This window comes from Jiangella aurantiaca (assembly GCF_004349105.1).
Taxonomy (GTDB): Bacteria; Actinomycetota; Actinomycetes; order Jiangellales; family Jiangellaceae; genus Jiangella; species Jiangella aurantiaca.
In genome coordinates this window covers 1-14,994 of record NZ_SMLB01000080.1, presented here as the reverse complement: position 1 = coordinate 14,994, position 14,994 = coordinate 1, and the positions used below count along the sequence as shown (strand labels likewise).

General features: G+C 72.1%; 11 protein-coding genes and 3 pseudogenes. 8 read left to right on the top strand and 6 right to left on the bottom strand.

Annotated elements, in window-relative coordinates; all coding sequences use genetic code 11:
- The 3 genes and pseudogenes from E1262_RS30695 to E1262_RS29460 form a co-directional block, all read left to right on the top strand.
- Positions 1–241: pseudogene (locus E1262_RS30695) on the top strand (formimidoylglutamate deiminase); the annotation flags it as partial.
- Positions 238–1,452, top strand: a complete 1,215-nt coding sequence (gene hutI, locus E1262_RS29465) for an imidazolonepropionase (protein ID WP_132107908.1) — start codon at positions 238–240, stop codon at positions 1,450–1,452. The pseudogene E1262_RS30695 and the gene hutI, both read left to right, overlap by 4 nt.
- Positions 1,453–1,752: 300 nt before the next feature.
- Entirely contained in the window at positions 1,753–2,619 is an 867-nt protein-coding gene (locus tag E1262_RS29460) for a TIGR03943 family putative permease subunit (RefSeq protein ID WP_132107907.1), read from the top strand.
- Here E1262_RS29460 and E1262_RS29455 read toward each other — a convergent pair.
- Positions 2,562–3,107, bottom strand: a complete 546-nt coding sequence (locus tag E1262_RS29455; protein WP_132107906.1) for a pyridoxamine 5'-phosphate oxidase family protein — start codon at positions 3,105–3,107, stop codon at positions 2,562–2,564. The genes E1262_RS29460 and E1262_RS29455 overlap by 58 nt on opposite strands.
- A gap of 95 nt (positions 3,108–3,202) precedes the next feature.
- On the opposite strand from E1262_RS29455, the gene E1262_RS29450 reads away from it, so the two are divergent.
- Entirely contained in the window at positions 3,203–3,667 is a 465-nt protein-coding gene (locus E1262_RS29450; protein WP_132107905.1) for a winged helix-turn-helix transcriptional regulator, read from the top strand.
- Between the two features lie 604 nt (positions 3,668–4,271).
- On the top strand, positions 4,272–4,568 hold the full coding sequence (locus tag E1262_RS29445; RefSeq protein ID WP_132107904.1) for a hypothetical protein: 297 nt from the start codon (positions 4,272–4,274) through the stop codon (positions 4,566–4,568).
- A gap of 106 nt (positions 4,569–4,674) precedes the next feature.
- On the opposite strand, the pseudogene E1262_RS32275 reads toward E1262_RS29445, so the two are convergent.
- The 5 genes and pseudogenes from E1262_RS32275 to E1262_RS29425 all read right to left on the bottom strand — a co-directional run.
- Positions 4,675–5,097: pseudogene (locus E1262_RS32275) on the bottom strand (malectin domain-containing carbohydrate-binding protein); the annotation flags it as partial.
- Positions 5,098–5,137: 40 nt separating this feature from the next.
- Positions 5,138–5,377, bottom strand: a pseudogene (locus E1262_RS32270) (helix-turn-helix domain-containing protein); the annotation flags it as partial.
- 117 nt (positions 5,378–5,494) lie between these two features.
- On the bottom strand, positions 5,495–6,508 hold the full coding sequence (locus tag E1262_RS29435) for an ABC transporter ATP-binding protein (protein ID WP_132107902.1): 1,014 nt from the start codon (positions 6,506–6,508) through the stop codon (positions 5,495–5,497).
- Positions 6,505–7,599 (bottom strand): FecCD family ABC transporter permease, encoded by a 1,095-nt coding sequence (locus tag E1262_RS29430; RefSeq protein WP_203454706.1) that lies wholly within the window; start codon positions 7,597–7,599, stop codon positions 6,505–6,507. Before E1262_RS29430 ends, E1262_RS29435 begins: the two co-directional genes overlap by 4 nt.
- 4 nt (positions 7,600–7,603) lie before the next feature.
- Positions 7,604–8,884 (bottom strand): ABC transporter substrate-binding protein, encoded by a 1,281-nt coding sequence (locus E1262_RS29425; protein WP_238993110.1) that lies wholly within the window; start codon positions 8,882–8,884, stop codon positions 7,604–7,606.
- Positions 8,885–9,016: 132 nt separating this feature from the next.
- On the opposite strand from E1262_RS29425, the gene E1262_RS29420 reads away from it, so the two are divergent.
- The 3 genes from E1262_RS29420 (at position 9,017) to E1262_RS29410 (ending at position 14,991) form a co-directional block, all read left to right on the top strand.
- A complete protein-coding gene (locus tag E1262_RS29420) occupies positions 9,017–10,870 on the top strand; it encodes an ABC transporter ATP-binding protein/permease (RefSeq protein WP_132107899.1) in 1,854 nt (617 codons plus the stop codon).
- Entirely contained in the window at positions 10,867–12,654 is a 1,788-nt protein-coding gene (gene cydC / locus E1262_RS29415; RefSeq protein ID WP_132107898.1) for a thiol reductant ABC exporter subunit CydC, read from the top strand. Before E1262_RS29420 ends, cydC begins: the two co-directional genes overlap by 4 nt.
- 159 nt (positions 12,655–12,813) lie before the next feature.
- Positions 12,814–14,991, top strand: coding sequence for a YcaO-like family protein (locus tag E1262_RS29410; RefSeq protein WP_132107897.1), 2,178 nt, complete (start codon positions 12,814–12,816; stop codon positions 14,989–14,991).
- Positions 14,992–14,994 lie beyond the last annotated feature (3 nt).

Below are 14,994 nucleotides of genomic sequence, written 5' to 3'. Positions count from 1 at the left end.
CGGCTGGCCCGGCAACGGCCGCCTCGCCCCGGGCGCGGCGGCCGACCTCGTCGCCGTCCGCACCGACACCGTCCACACCACCGGCGCCGACCCCGCCCACCTGATCTTCGCCGCCGGCGCCCAAGACATCGACACCGTCATCGTCGCCGGCCGCACCATCGTCAGCGGCGGAACACACGTCATCGGGCATGTGCCGGAACTGCTGCACACCGCGATCACGCCGCTGTGGGACGGGACATGACGACCACGCTGGTCACCGGCATCGCCGAACTGGTCACGCACGATCCCACGCACGGACCTGGCCTCGGCACCGTCGAGAACGCCGCCATCGTCGTCGATGACGACGCCGTGCTGTGGACTGGCCCAGCCACCAGCGCTCCGGCCGCCGACCGACGAATCGACGTCGCCGGCCGCGCCGTCATCCCGGGATTCGTCGACTCCCACACCCACCTCGTCTTCGCCGGCGACCGAGCCCGCGAGTTCGAGGCCAGGATGACCGGCGAACGCTACGACGGCGGCGGCATCGCCACCACCATCGCCGCTACACGCGCCGCCGATGACGCCCGGCTGATGGCGAACGGCCGACGGCTGCTGGCGGAGCTGCGGGCCCAGGGCACGACCACTGTCGAGATCAAGAGCGGCTACGGACTCACCGTCGCCGACGAGGCGCGCCTGCTCCGCATCGCGCGCGAGCTGACACCCGAGACGACGTTCCTCGGCGGCCACGTGGTCCCGCCAGAGTTCGCCGCCGACCGGGCCGCGTACGTCGAGCTCGCCACCGGCCCCATGCTCGACGCGTGCGCTCCGCACGCCCGCTGGGCCGACGTGTTCTGCGAGCCCCGCTCCCTCGCGGCCTTCGACGGCGACGAGTCCCGGACCATCCTCGAAGCCGCGGCCCACGCCGGCCTCGAGCTGCGCGTGCACGCCGGACAGCTCGGCCCCGGTCCCGGCGTTGCCCTCGCCGTCGAGCTCGGCGCCGCCAGCGTCGACCACTGCACCTTCCTCACCGACGACGACGTCGACGCCCTGGCCGCTGCCGCCCGCGACAGCGGGCCGGTGGCGACGCTACTGCCCGGAGTCGAGTTCTCCACCCGGTCTCCGTACCCGGACGCCCGGCGGCTGCTCGACGCCGGCGTCACCGTCGCGCTCGCCACCGACTGCAACCCCGGCACCTGCTACAGCACCTCCATGCCGTGGTGCATCGCCCTCGCGGTACACGAGATGGGCATGACACCGGCCGAGGCACTCGGCGCGGCCACTCTCGGCGGTGCTCAGGCCCTGCGCCGGCCAGACGTCGGCCACCTCCGTGTCGGCGCCCGCCCGGATCTGTGCGTCGTCGACGCGCCGTCCTACCGGCACCTCGCGTACCGAGCCGGCGTTCCGATCGCTAGGCATTGGAGATCCGGGCAGACCTCGCATGAGGCTCCATGTCCGACATGCACCAGGCAATGACCTAATGATATCTATTCTCATCATCTGTTACGCTCGGCCGGCGCATTGACGTCGTCCACGGTTGCAGAACTACAGAGCTGAGGGAGTCCATGACCACGACTGTTCCAGCGATCGATCGGCGTGCTGACGGGGGCAGGTGGCGGACAGGGCGGCGGACGGCGGTCCTGGTTGGTGGCCTCGTCATTCTGGCGCTGCAGGCGGCGTCTTCGGCCGTGGTTTCGCGCTCCGCTTCGCGCCGCTGACTTTCGTCACTGCCATGGTCAGCGCCCTCGCCGTCGGGTGGTGGCTGCTGTGAGGACCATGGACGAGCGCACCCAGGCGATCCTGCTCCTCGCCGTCGCCGCGGTCTCCATCCGTCTCGGCATCACCGACGCCGCGCTGGCCTACGTCAGGCCGGGACTGCAGCCTGCGCTCCTGCTGGCCGGCAGCTGTCTGGCCGTCCTCGGCGCGTACGCCCTGCGCCGGGCCTACCGGCCTACGCCTGACGCCGACGTCGCACACCACGACCACGCGCCCGGCGTGGCCTGGATGTTGGCGATACCACTGCTCACGCTGCTGCTCGTCGCGCCGGCCCCGCTCGGGTCGTTCGCCGCGGCACGGCAAGGGACCGCGCCGCCGGCCATGTCGCCGGTCGGCTTCACCGAGCTGCCGCAACCACACGAAGGCGCCGTCGACCTCTCCATTCGCGAGTACGTGCAGCGTGCCCTCTACGACCAGGAGACGTCCCTGGAGGGAACGCGAGTACGACTGGTCGGCTTCGTCACCCCGCTCGACGATGACGGGGATGCCGATGGCAGATACCTGCTCACCAGGTTCGCGGTCAACTGCTGCGCCGCCGACGCCACTGCCCTGACCATCGAGGTGGTCGGGGACCAGGCACGAGCCGCGGACACGTGGCTGGAGATCGAAGGCCGGTGGCAGCCGCGAGACGGGCACCAGCCCGGAACGGTCGGCTCCGAGCCGCCGCTGCTCGTCGCTGAACGGGTCACCCCGTTCCTCAGCCGATCGAACCCTACGAGTACTGACGTGCGGCTCGCCAGAGCTGCAATGCGCTCAGCAGCGCCCGCTGAGTCGCGTCGTACCGATCCGGTTGATCGTGTCGTCGCAGGTCAGAAGGTGTACTTGGTGGTCCTGGGCGCGAGCTCGTCGGTGACGCCCATGGCGTAGACCGTCTGAGGCGTCACGGCGTACGGCCGGAACGGCGGCGGACCGGCGGCCGGGGCGGCGAAGGGGGCGTGGTATGCCTCGCCGTCGCGGATCTCCAGTGGCCAGCCGTACTTGCTCCGGTACGCCTCCGCGATCCGCTCCAGCAGCTCCTCGTCGGTAACGAACTCGGCCCGGCCCTCGACGACCACGTCGATGCCGTCGACACGGGTCGTGAACGAGACGCGGGGGTTGGTCTCGAGGTTGCGGGCCTTGGCCCGGGTGCCGTTGGTGGTCGAGACCAGCAGTCCGTCGACCCACACCGCGAACACGGGACGGACATGCGGTGCACCGCTCGCCCGCACCGTCGACACCCAATAGTCACTGGCTCTGGCAATGCGGTCGCGAACGTCTTCCCACGCGATCACGTTCGTCGGCTCGCCGTGCTTCAGGACGTTGTCTTCCCAGGTCTCGGTCACGTTCACCGCGCTGGCCGGGACTCTCTCCGCCATGACTCCTCCATTGGTTACTTACTTCAGGGAACTCACTACTTCCGGGACACTAGCACTACCTTCCCTCAGGGAAGGGACCGACGTAGACTGCCCGAATGCAACGCACGAAGTTCGCCGGGATGCCCTGCTCAATCGCCCGCACGCTCGACGTGTTCGGAGAGCCGTGGACGCCATTGATCCTGCGCGACGTGTGGGTCGGGATGACCCGGTTCGACCAGATCCGGGCCGACCTGGGCATCTCCACCAAGGTGCTGACCCAGCGGCTCCGCTGGCTGGCCGAGAACGGCGTGCTCGAGCGGCGGCAGTACTCCGAGCGTCCGCCCCGCTATGAATACGCCCTGACCACGAAGGGCGCCGAGCTCTGTGACGTACTCCTGGCCATGCGGCGCTGGGGCGATCGGTGGCTGGCCGGCGACGACGGACCGCCCGTCCTCCACCGTCACCGGGCCTGCGGACAGCTCTGCCATGCGGAGCTGCGCTGCTCCGAGTGCGGCGCCGAGCTGCACATCACCGACATCGAGGTGCTGCCCGGCCCAGGCGTGACGGTCGCTCCGGGCTGATCAGCTCGGCAGGTGTGACCGCGCACCGAACGCCTAGGTTCGCCCTGGTCATGCTAGGTCCGGACGGCAAGCCGGGATACATCCCGCAACGGAACCATGAAACGAGCGACTACATCATGGCGGCCCTGCCCCCGGAATTCCAGGTGCGTAGCTGCTTCGAGCCACGGTTCGCCGCCGCGGTCGACGTCACGAGCACTCCAGAGCCGATTCCGTCCGGCGCCGTAGCCAACCCCTGGCTCCTGCACAGCTGGGCGCCCGAGGCCACCAACGCGGCCTATCGCGGGCCTCCCGATCGCCATCGTGAGTCCGCCGACTCCTCGCCGCGGCTCCGGCCCCGCTGACCACCTACCTTCGCCTTGTCTCCAGAGCAGGGGCCGCCGTACGAACAGTGCGCTCGGAAGCACGCTGAGCTGCGTCGTACCGATCCAGTTGATCGGTGGGTGTGCCGGTTCTAGTGTCGTTCGTGTGTGCGCAGAAGCCGCGACGGTGCCCCACTGTCGACTCGTGACGGGTGCTGGCGTCGCCGGGCGCGTGCTCGTGCGTGACCGGGTCGACCTGATCGGCCAGCGCAGAGCGACGCCAGTCTGGAAGGAGCATCTCCACCATGACCGTCACCCATGAGGTCCACGCCGAACACGCCCACCACCATGCCCCCGATTGTGGCCATGCCGCCGTGGAGCATGACGGCCACGTCGACTATCTGCACGACGGCCACCTTCACCACACCCACGAAGACCACGCCGACGAACACCGTGCGGAGGTCCACGTCGTGGATGGAGCGCATGACCACGACCACGGTCCCGACTGCGGTCACGACACCGTCGACCACGGCGACCACGTCGACTACCTGCACGGCTCGCACCGGCACGCCTCGCACGGCGACCACTACGACGAGCACTGACCGGCGCGCCAGCGGCGCGCACGTCAGCGTTCTGTGATGCGCAGGGTGTTGACGACGGGCTCCTGGTAGCGCTTCGTGGATGGAACTGGACGACCAGCGGTCCGCCTGGGTGGTCGACGGTGATGGTCTCGACGTTGGCGTGCCGGCTGCCGACCTCAGCTGCGATGTCGTGGGCGGTGAGGACGTACCGGCCGTTGACGCTGACGTCGAACACTCGCCGGCCGGGCCGGTAGCCGGCGGCGTGCTCGGCGAAGCCCAGCTCGATCTGGTAGCTGCCGGCGGGCACGTCGTCGAACCGGTAGCTGAACGCTCCCGTCCGTTGGTGCTGGAACAGGATGTCCTCGTCGGTACCGCCGATGTCCACGATCGTGCTCGAGGTGCTGCCGGAGCCGACCCAGCCCCAGCCGGTCGCGGCCGTGTAGGGCTGGTCGGCGTGCCACGACCGCCCGCCGGTGTCGGTGTGGCCGGGTCCGCCGGCGTTGACGCCGATCTCGTACGCCGGGCCGCCGGCGCATCTCCTGCGCCGCATGGTCCAGCAGGGCCTGCAGTGCCCGGCGCGGAGGAACCGCGTGATACCTCGCGCTGTAACCGCCGCCGCCTTCGACGACACCCTTGTCGATCAGGGCGCGAAGAGCGAGGTAGACCGACGACTGCGCGTGGTGCACGTTCTCACAGATCGCCTTGGCCGGCATCGGGCCCTGGCCCAGCAGAGCGACGTAGACCTCGGTCTCGACGTGGGTCAGCCCGAGCGTGGTCAGCAGCCTGAAGTCCTCGCCGTGCCCGTCCAGAGCCCATGGCTGACCCACCATCCCGCCCGCCCTCTCATCAGTCGTCCTGCCCGCGTCGTCGCCCGCCGCCAAGCATTAGGGCTAATTGATGGGTTTCCGGGGGGTAGGGTCAAGAATTTCCGATTGCGGCCGGAAAAGTCAGTCAGGTCGGCGCAGGAGCGCCACGAGTGCGGCCAGCGAGTCGGCCGTGTGTTGACGGCCATCACCGCGGAGCAGCCAGGCTGGTTGTCCGTTGCCGGAGACGCAGATGACGTCGATGGTGGCGTCGTCGGCGGCGAGGTAGCCGGCTCGGTCGAGGGCTCTCCGGGTCCAGTGCATGGTCGCGCCGTCGCCGATGAGCCGGACCCGGCCCGTCGGTCGGCGCCCGGTCTGGAAGGCTCCGGTGACCGGGTCGAAGACGGCGTCGCCGGCGAGAGCGCGTTGCAGGCTGCCGTCCAGGCCGAGGTCCTCCGGTGCGCCGACGCGCAGGCCGCCGCCGGTGACGAGCCAGACCTGGTCGGCGTGGCGCATCATGTGCTCCAGGTCGTGGGTGGACATGAGCACGGCCAGGCCGTGGTCGTGGGTCAGCGACAGCAGCAGGGTGGTGAGCTCCAGCCGGCCGCGGACATCGAGGAAGGCGCTGGGCTCGTCGAGCAGCAGGGCGTGCGGCTCCTGGGCCAGCGCCCGGGCGATCATGATGCGCTGCCGTTCGCCGTCGCTGAGCTCGGACATGGGGCGGTCGGCCAGGTGGGTGGCGCCGGTGTCGGTGAGGCAGCGGTCGACGACGGCGTGGTCGTCGCGGTCGAGCCGGCCGGCCCAGCCGGTGTGCGGGTAGCGGCCGAGCGCGACGACGTCGTACGCGCGCAACTGTCCGGCGGCGACGCGGTCGGTGAGGACGACGGCGATCTTGCGGGCGAGGTCGCGGGCCGTGTATCCGGCGATGGAGACGCCGTCGACGCGGACGTCACCGGCGAGCAGCGGCTGGAACCGGGCCAGGCTGCGCAGCAGGGTGGATTTGCCGGCGCCATTGGGTCCGACGAGACAGGCCAATTCGCCGGCATGCAGAGTGGCGTCGATGCCGGTGAGGACGGCGCGGGCGTGGCGGGGCGGGCGGCCGTAGCCGACGCTCACCCGATCGGCGACGAGGACGGGCGCCGTCGTGTGCCGGCTCATACCGTGAACCCGGCGCCGGTGCGGTTCAGGCGCAGCAGGACCCGCAGCACGACCGGCGCGCCGATCAGGGCGAGGGCGGCGTTGAGCGGGAGCACCGCGTCGGTGCCCGGGAGCTGGGCGAACACGCCGGCGGCGAGCGCGACGACGGCGCCCACCAGGGCGGTGCCGGGGATGAGCACGCGGTGGTCGGCCGAGCCGAGCAGGCCGCGGGCCAGGTGCGGCGCGGCGATGCCGAGGAACGCGATCGGGCCGGCGAAGGCGGTGACGGCACCGGCGAGCAGCGCGGTGCTGGCCATGGCGAGCAGCCGTAACCGGCGCACGGACATGCCCATGCTCTGTGCGTAGCGCTCGCCGAGCAGTGATGCGTTCAGCTGCTTGGTGCTCAGGGCGAGCAGGAGGACGCCGAGCGCGACGGTGCCGCCCAGCACCGGCAGCTGCGCCATGGTGACGCCCTGGAACGTGCCGAACTGCCAGGCGGTGAACGCGACGACGGCCTCGGGCCGGGCGAAGAACACCAGCACGTTGACGATCGCGGTGAGGAACGCGCTCACCATGATGCCGGCGACGAGGACGATGACGAGGTTCTGCACCCGCGCGGCCACGGCGGACATCAGGAGCAGCACGGCGAGCGCCCCGATCGCGGCGGCGGCCACCACGCCGATGCTCGCCAGCGGGGCGAACGCGGCCAGCAGCGCCGCGCCGAGGCCGGCCGTGGCGCCCTGCGGCAGCAGGACCAGCCCGACACCGAGGCTGGCGCCGGAGGTGACGCCCAGCACGTACGGTTCGGCCAGGGCGTTGCGGAACAGCGTCTGCATCACCAGCCCGGCGAGCGCCGTCGCGACGCCGGCGAACACGGCGGTGATCGCCCGCGGCAACCGCAGGTCCATGACGATGGCCTCCCACGTGCGCCGGCTCGCCTCCTCCCCGCCGAGGATCGCCACCACGTCGCCGAGCGGGATGGCCACCGAGCCCCAGGCCAGCGTGGCCAGGAAGCTGAGCACCGCCAGGACGGCGAGGACGGTGAGCACCGCGGCCTGGCGCGAGCCGACGACGCGCCGCCCGCGGCCGTCGCCGGCCGGGGGCGGCGTCACCCGCTCAGCTGGGGACGTGAGCGAGGAAGGCGAGATCATGACCGGGCAGAACGTCCGGGTGCAGGACGCTGACCATGTCGGCCAGCATCAGGTCGACGTCGACGGCGCCGCTGAGGAAGTAGTCCGACCCGCGCGGCCCGACCCGGTGGTACGTCCCGCCGTTCGACAGCGGGCCCAGGGTGGCCAGCCGGGGGTCGGCCGCCACGTAGTCGGCGGCGGTCTCGTGCGACGGGAAGAAGGTGAGGTCGAGCCAGACGTCGGCGTCGGCGCCGTCGTCCAGGAACTGCTCGAGCGAGACGGTGGCGATGCCGCCGCCGTCGAGGTCGGGCACCGGCTCGCCGCCGGCCTCGCGGACCAGCTGCGGCTCGAACCGCTGGTTCTCGCGGGTGGTCACGTCGCCGCCGTCGCCGACGACGCCGATCAGCACGCTCGGCCGGGACGCGACGTCGGCGACCTGCTCGCGCAGCTCCACGTAGCGCTGCTCGATCGGGTCGAAGATCTCGTTGGCGGCCGCCTCGAGGTTGAAGAACAGCGACAGGAACTTCACCTGCTCGGCGGCGCCGAGCGGGGTCTCGGTGTAGGGGAAGTAGAAGACGATCGGGATCCCGAGCTGGTCGATCTGGCCGAACATCGCGTCGTCGCCGGCGTAGTTGGTGTAGAAGTCCGGATCGGTCTCGGCCAGGAGCTCGTAGTTGACCTCGTAACCGATCTCGGCGACCGCGCCGGACTGGATCCGCTGCGCCACCTCCGGCAGGTACGGGGCCTCGACGTCGCCGATGAACGGCTCGGCCGAACCGACCAGCGTGTCGGCGATGCCGAGCTTCTCGACCGAGGCGTACAGGACGCTGCCTCCGTCGACGAACGTCTCGCTGGGGATCTCGACGACGGTGGCGCCGGCGAGGTCGCCGGTGAGCTCCGGCTCCGGGGCACCGCACTGCAGCAGGACGTAGGTGCTGTCGATCACCCGGTCAGACGCACCGGCGTGGCCGCCGGCCGCGGTCACGGTGGTGGTCAGCACCTTGTAGTGGTCCTCGTAGCGGACGTCCCAGCCGCCGGCATGCTCGGCGCTGACCTTGTCGGGGAAGTAGTCGACGCCCTCCTGGTAGTCATCGAGGCACCCGATCGGGTTACCCGACGGTGCCGTCGCTTCGCCGGCCGCCGGCTCGGCGTCACTGGTGCCGCCCGGCTGCTGACCGTCGGCGTCGCTCGATGACCCGCAGGCCGCGGCCAGCACCACGGCGGCCAGGCCGGCGCCCATCCGGAGTGCCCACGTCGTCGATCGCATCACCACGCACCCATCCCTGAACGCGAACGAGAACCACTCTCATTCGTTGCCGCCCGACAGTAGCGGCGAGAGTGCGAATCCGACAAGACCGGCCGCACCCCTTGCGCACCACGGCTTGATCCGCTTTGCTACATGAACATGAGAATCGCTTTCGACAGCCGCCGGGTCGCCGCTGCGACTCGCGAGTCGGAAGCCGGCCGCACAGCCGGGCCAGGTGACGCCGTCGCACCGGTCACACCGCGCCTGCTCAGGCTGTCGGCGGGCGTGCGCGGCTGGATGGCGCTGGGAACGCTGATGACCCTCGCGGTCACCGGGACCTACGTGGGACAGGGCATCGTGATCGCCTCGGCAGTGGAGCGGATCTTCACCGGCGCCGAGTGGAGCGCCATCGCGGGGCACCTGGTGGCCGCCGTCGCGCTGGTGGCCGTACGGTCCGTACTGCTGTGGCTGCGCGAGCTGACCGCGGTCGCGACCGGCGCGGCGCTCAAGTCGCGGCTGCGGCGGCGGCTCTACACCAAGCTGTTCGAGCTCGGTCCGGCCTACGTTCAGGGCAGCCGCACCGGCGCGGTCCAGGCCACCGTCGTCGACGGCGTCGAGAAGCTCGACGTCTACTTCAGCCGGTTCGCCGCCCAGTTCGCCGGCGCCGCGCTGGGCGCGGCCGGCATCCTCGCCGGACTGCTCGTGGTGGATCCGGTCATCGGGCTGACGTTGCTGGCCGGTGCGCTCGCGATCGCGGCGACGCCGCTGCTCGCGCGCCGCCTGCAGGCCGAGCGGTCGAGCTGGTTCTGGTCGCAGTGGCGGCGGCTCGGCGCGGACCATCTCGACGTCCTGCAGGGCATGACCACGTTGAAGGCGTTCGACGCCAGCGCCGGCCGCGGCCGTGAGCTGGCCCGCGAGTCGTGGGACTTCTATCGGGCCTCGATCCGGTTCGTCGCCGTGGCCAACCTGCGCACCGGCGCGATGGGCCTGCTCTCCAGCGGCGGGATCGCGCTGGCGGTCGGCCTGGGCGCGGTGCGGCTGGCCCAGGGAGCGCTGGGCGTTTTCGACCTGTTGCTCGTCCTGTTGCTGGCCCGTGAGGCGTTCCGGCCGCTGGAAGAGCTGCAGAAGGCCTACCACTCGGCCTACCCGGCGCTGTCGGCGGCGGCCGGGGTGTTCGAGCTGCTCGACGCGGAGCCGGCGGTGCACGACCCCCGCGAACCCGCGCCCGCCCCACGATCCGGATCGGTCACCTTCGAGAACGTCACCTTCGCCTACACCCCCGGCCGGCCCGCCGTGCGCAACCTGTCGATCCACATCGACGAGGGCGAGACGGTCGCGTTCGTCGGCCGCTCCGGGGCAGGCAAGAGCACGCTGGTCGCGTTGCTGCTGCGGTTCTTCGACGCCCAGGACGGCGGGATCACCCTCGGCGGCATCGACCTGCGGCACCTGGCGATCCCCGAGCTGCGCCGCCGCATCGCGGTCGTCGCCCAGGCGACGTACCTGTTCCACGGCTCGGTCCGCGACAACCTGCTGGTCGGCGATCCCGGCGCCGATCAGAGCCGGCTCGAGGACGCCGCCCGCGCCGCCGGAGCACACCAGTTCATCCAGCGGCTGCCGCACGGCTACGACACCGTCGTCGGCGAACGCGGCGCCACCCTCTCCGGCGGCGAGCGGCAGCGCATCGCCATCGCCCGCGCACTGCTCAAGGACGCTCCGATCCTCGTCCTGGACGAGGCCACCTCCAGCATCGACGCCAAGAACGAGGCCGAGATCCAGCAGGCGCTGGACCGGTTGGCAGCCGGCCGCACGACCTTGGCGATCGCGCACCGGCTGTCCACCGTCCAGCACGCCGACCGGATCGTCCTGCTCGATCACGGCCGCATCACCGACGTCGGCACCCACGCCGAGCTGCTGGAACACTCCACCGGCTACGCCCGCCTGGTCGCCGCCAGCACGTTGGAGCCCTCGGCTGAGACGCGTACCTCGGGCTCGGGGCTCTCCGCATGACGGCCGCCGTCCCGCCGGTCGCCGCGCCCGCCCGGACCGGGCTCCGGCCGCTGCTGACCATCGCCCGGCCCTACCGCGCCCACCTGGCCGGCGCCGTCCTCAGCGGCGTCCTCGACCAGGCGCTCGCCGTGGCCAGCGCCGCCGTCGGCGCCTGGCTGGTCGGCGCGGCCATCACCGGCGCCGACGTCGACGCCCTGCGGCCGGGCCTGGTGGCGCTGGCCGCACTGGTCGTGCCGCGCGCGGTGATGGCGTGGGTGGAGTCGCACATCGCGCACGACATGGCGTTCCGGGTCCTGGTGACCGTGCGGGAACGGCTGTTCGCCGCGTTCGAGCGGCTGGCGCCCGGTCTGCTGCACGGCCGCCGCTCCGGCGATGTCGCGTCGACCGCCATGGACGACGTCGAACGGCTCGAGGTCTTCTTCGCGCACACGCTGAGCCCGCTCGTCGTCGCGGTCGTGGTACCCACCGGGTCGATGGTGGCGTTGGGACTCATCCACCCAGGGCCGGCACTCGCGCTGCTGCCCGTCGCCGCACTCGTGGCGTCGGTGCCGGCCTGGTTGCGCCGGCGCGCCGCCAGCCAGGGGCAGGAGATGCGTGACCGGCTGGGCGCGGTCAACGCCGAGACCGTCGACGGCGTCCAGGGCATCGCCGAGATCCTCGCCTTCGGCCGGGAGCGGGAGTTCCTCGACCGGCTGGACCGGCGCACGCGCGACCTGCACGCCACCCAGCTCGCCCACGGCGGCCGCGTCGGGGTCGAGAAGGCGGCCACGGACGGGCTCGTCGCACTCGGCGTCCTCATCGTGCTCGGCGCCGCGGCCTCGTTGGTCGCCGGCGACGCCATGGCCGCCGAGCTGTTCCCCACCGCCGTGATCCTGGCCGCCGCCGCGCTCGCACCGGTCTCCAAGATCAGCGACGCGGCACGGGAGCTCGGCATCGTCACCGCCGCCGCGGAACGGATCTTCGCCCTGCTCGACGCGCCCGCCACGGTGACCGACCGTGGCGGCCGCCCGCCTGGACTCTCCCCGCGCACGGACGTGTCGTTCCGCGGCGTGACCTTCCGGTACGGCCGCGACCTGCCCGACGCCGTCCACGAGGTCACGTTCGACATCGCCGAGGGTGAGACGGTCGCGCTGGTCGGCCACTCCGGCGCGGGCAAGTCCACCCTGGCCCACCTGCTGCTGCGGTTCTGGGACCCGGCGACGGGCTCGATCCGGGTCGGCGGCGTCGACCTGCGCAGTCTCCCGCTCCGCGAACTGCGCCAACTGGTCTCTGTGGTCCCCCAAGACGTGTACCTGTTCAACACCAGCGTCGCCAGCAACATCGCACTGGCCCGGCCCGACGCCGGTCGGGCGGAGATCGAGGACGCCGCCCGGGCCGCGCTCGCGCACGACTTCATCGTCGATGAGCTGCCCGACGGCTACGACACCGTCGTCGGCGAGTGGGGCGCCCGGCTGTCCGGCGGACAGCGGCAGCGCGTCGCCATCGCCCGAGCCCTGCTGCGCGACACCCCCGTCCTGGTCCTGGACGAGCCGGTCTCCAACCTCGACGCCGAGAGCGAACGCGCCCTCGGCCTGGCCACCGCCCGGGTACGGGCCGGGCGCACCACCCTCGTCGTCGCCCACCGGCTCTCGACCATCCGCACCGCGCACCGGCTGGTCGTCCTCGACCGCGGCCGGGTCGCCGAGACCGGGACACACGAGTCGTTGCTCGCCGCCAACGGGGTCTATGCCCGGCTGGTGCGGCACCAGCTGGACCCGGCGAGGGGAGGAGGTGAACCGGCATGATCCGTGAGATCGAGGAGACGCAGCGGCAGAGCGTCGCCCCGCACAACCACGCCACGACGGCGGGCAGCTTCCACTGGAGCTGACCATTCCGGCCCCGTGCGGCCGCGCGGCCCGACCGGCCGCGCGGGGCCACCCCAGCCCCGGGAGGACGTGCCGCAGATGACCCTCAGCGACCTCACCAGCCCCAGAACCAGCCCGAACGTGGACGTGCGGCCACTCGGCACCGACGCGTCGGTCCTCATCACCGCCGACGGCCGGCTGTTCGAGATCGACAAGCCGCCTGCCGAGCTGCTGCGCGCGCTCGACGACCTCGCCGCCGGCCACGACCGGCCCGTCTGGCCGGAGCTGGCCGCGCTGCTCCGCGCCACCGGCAGCCTCGACCCGCCGCCGGTGGCGAGCATCGACGACGTCGTGGTGCTCGCCGACGCCACCCTGCACCGGGCCGCCGCCGCGCTGACCCGGTCCACCGAGCACGTGCGCCCGCTGCCGGACGACCCCGACCGGCTGCGCGCGGAACTGGCTCGAACCGCCGCGGCGCCCCTGGTGGTGCTGCGCGACCGGTTCGACCCCGAGCTGCTCCTCGCCGTCGACGAGGTCCGCGCCGACCGGCAGGCGCCGTGGACCCAGCTGCACCTGGACCGCGCCGGCGCATTTCTCGGCCCGGCGATCGAACCGGGCCGCACCCCCGGCTACCGCGAGCTGCTCGCCCGCCGCCGCTGCGCCGTCCAGCGCCCGGAGATCGCCGAGGCGCTGCTGGCGCCGCCGGTCGCCGGCCCGCTGCGGCCACCACCGGAGGACGTGCTCACCTGGCTGGTGGCGCTGTTCCTCGCCGACGTACGGCGCTGGCTGGCCGGCCGACCGTGCGCACTGCTCGGCAACGAGGTCGAGATCGATCCGGCGGCGCCCTCGATGACGGTGCATCCGCTGTTGCCGCTGCCCGACCAGGAACTGCTCGCGCCGCGCAATCACCGCGTCCGCGGCACCGACCTGCTGCGCGACAAGCGGCTCGGCGTCATCACCGCGACCTGGCACGTCACCCACCACCCGTCCATCCCGAAGGCACTGGCCACCGTGCAGGCCGAGGTCGCCGACCTCGCCCGCATCTACCCGTGGGCGCCGAACACCGTCTGCGGCGGCAGCGTCTTCGGCGACCCGGCCGCGGCCGAGGCGGCGGCGATCGGCGAGAGCGTGGAACGCTATTGCGGCAACTGGGTCCGCCCGGAACGGCTCCGGCTGGCCTCGTACGAGCAGCTGGCGGCGGCCGGCGAGGAGGCGGTAGACCCGGCGTCGCTGGTGCTCTACTCCGAGGCCCAGTACGCGGCGGCCGGGTTCCCGTTTGTGCCGTTCACCCCGGACCTGCCGGTGCACTGGGTGGCCGGCCGCTCCCTCACCCACGACCGGCCGGTCTGGGTGCCGGCCAGCGTGGTCTACGTCAACTGGTACGTCGGGCCGTTCGCCGACGCGCCGCCCACCAACTACCCCTTCTACGCCGGCATCGCCGCTGGCGCCACGTTCGACGACGCCGTCCGCTCCGGGCTGGAGGAGATCGTCGAGCGCGACGCGACGATGATCTGGTGGGCCAACCGGCAGCGGCTCCCGGTCGTCGATCCGCCGCCGCGGCTGGCCGCGCTGTTCGACGGCGAGCCGGCCGCGCACGGCCAACGGGCATGGCTGCTGTCGCTGCCGAACGCGTTCGGCATCCCCGTCATGGCCGGCGTCGTGGAGAACACCGTCGAGCGCACCGTCGCCATCGGGTTCGCCGCACGCGACGACCCCGAGGAGGCGGCGCTGAAGGCGTGGGCCGAGGCGCTGACCCTGCAGGAGATCTCCCGCGACCTGCAGGAACCGGACGGGTTGTTCTGGCAGGCGGTGCGGCGCGGCGCGAAACGGCAGGGGTTCATCAAGCCGTGGCGGGCCGACCGCCGCTACCTCGACGACTTCCGGCGCGATTTCCACGACGTCGGCGACCTGGAATGCCAGATGCAGGTCCACCTGGACCCCCGCGCCGTGGACACCGTGCGGCCCTGGATCGCCTCCGACGAGCGCCGGCCGCTCGGCGACGTCCCGCGCCTGCCCGACCGGTCACTCGCCACCTACCGACGATTGATCGAGACCGCCGGCCACGAGATCGTCGCCGTCGACGTCACCACGCCCGACGTCGCCGCCGCCGGCCTGCGGGTCGTCCGCACCGTCGTGCCCGGTCTCGTCTCGAACTTCCCGGCCGCGTTCCCGTTCAACGGCCACCGCCGGCTCCAGGACGAACCCGTCCGGCTCGGCTGGCGCGACCGACCGCTACCTGAGGACGACCTCAACCTCTTCCCGCTCCCCCACGCCTGACCC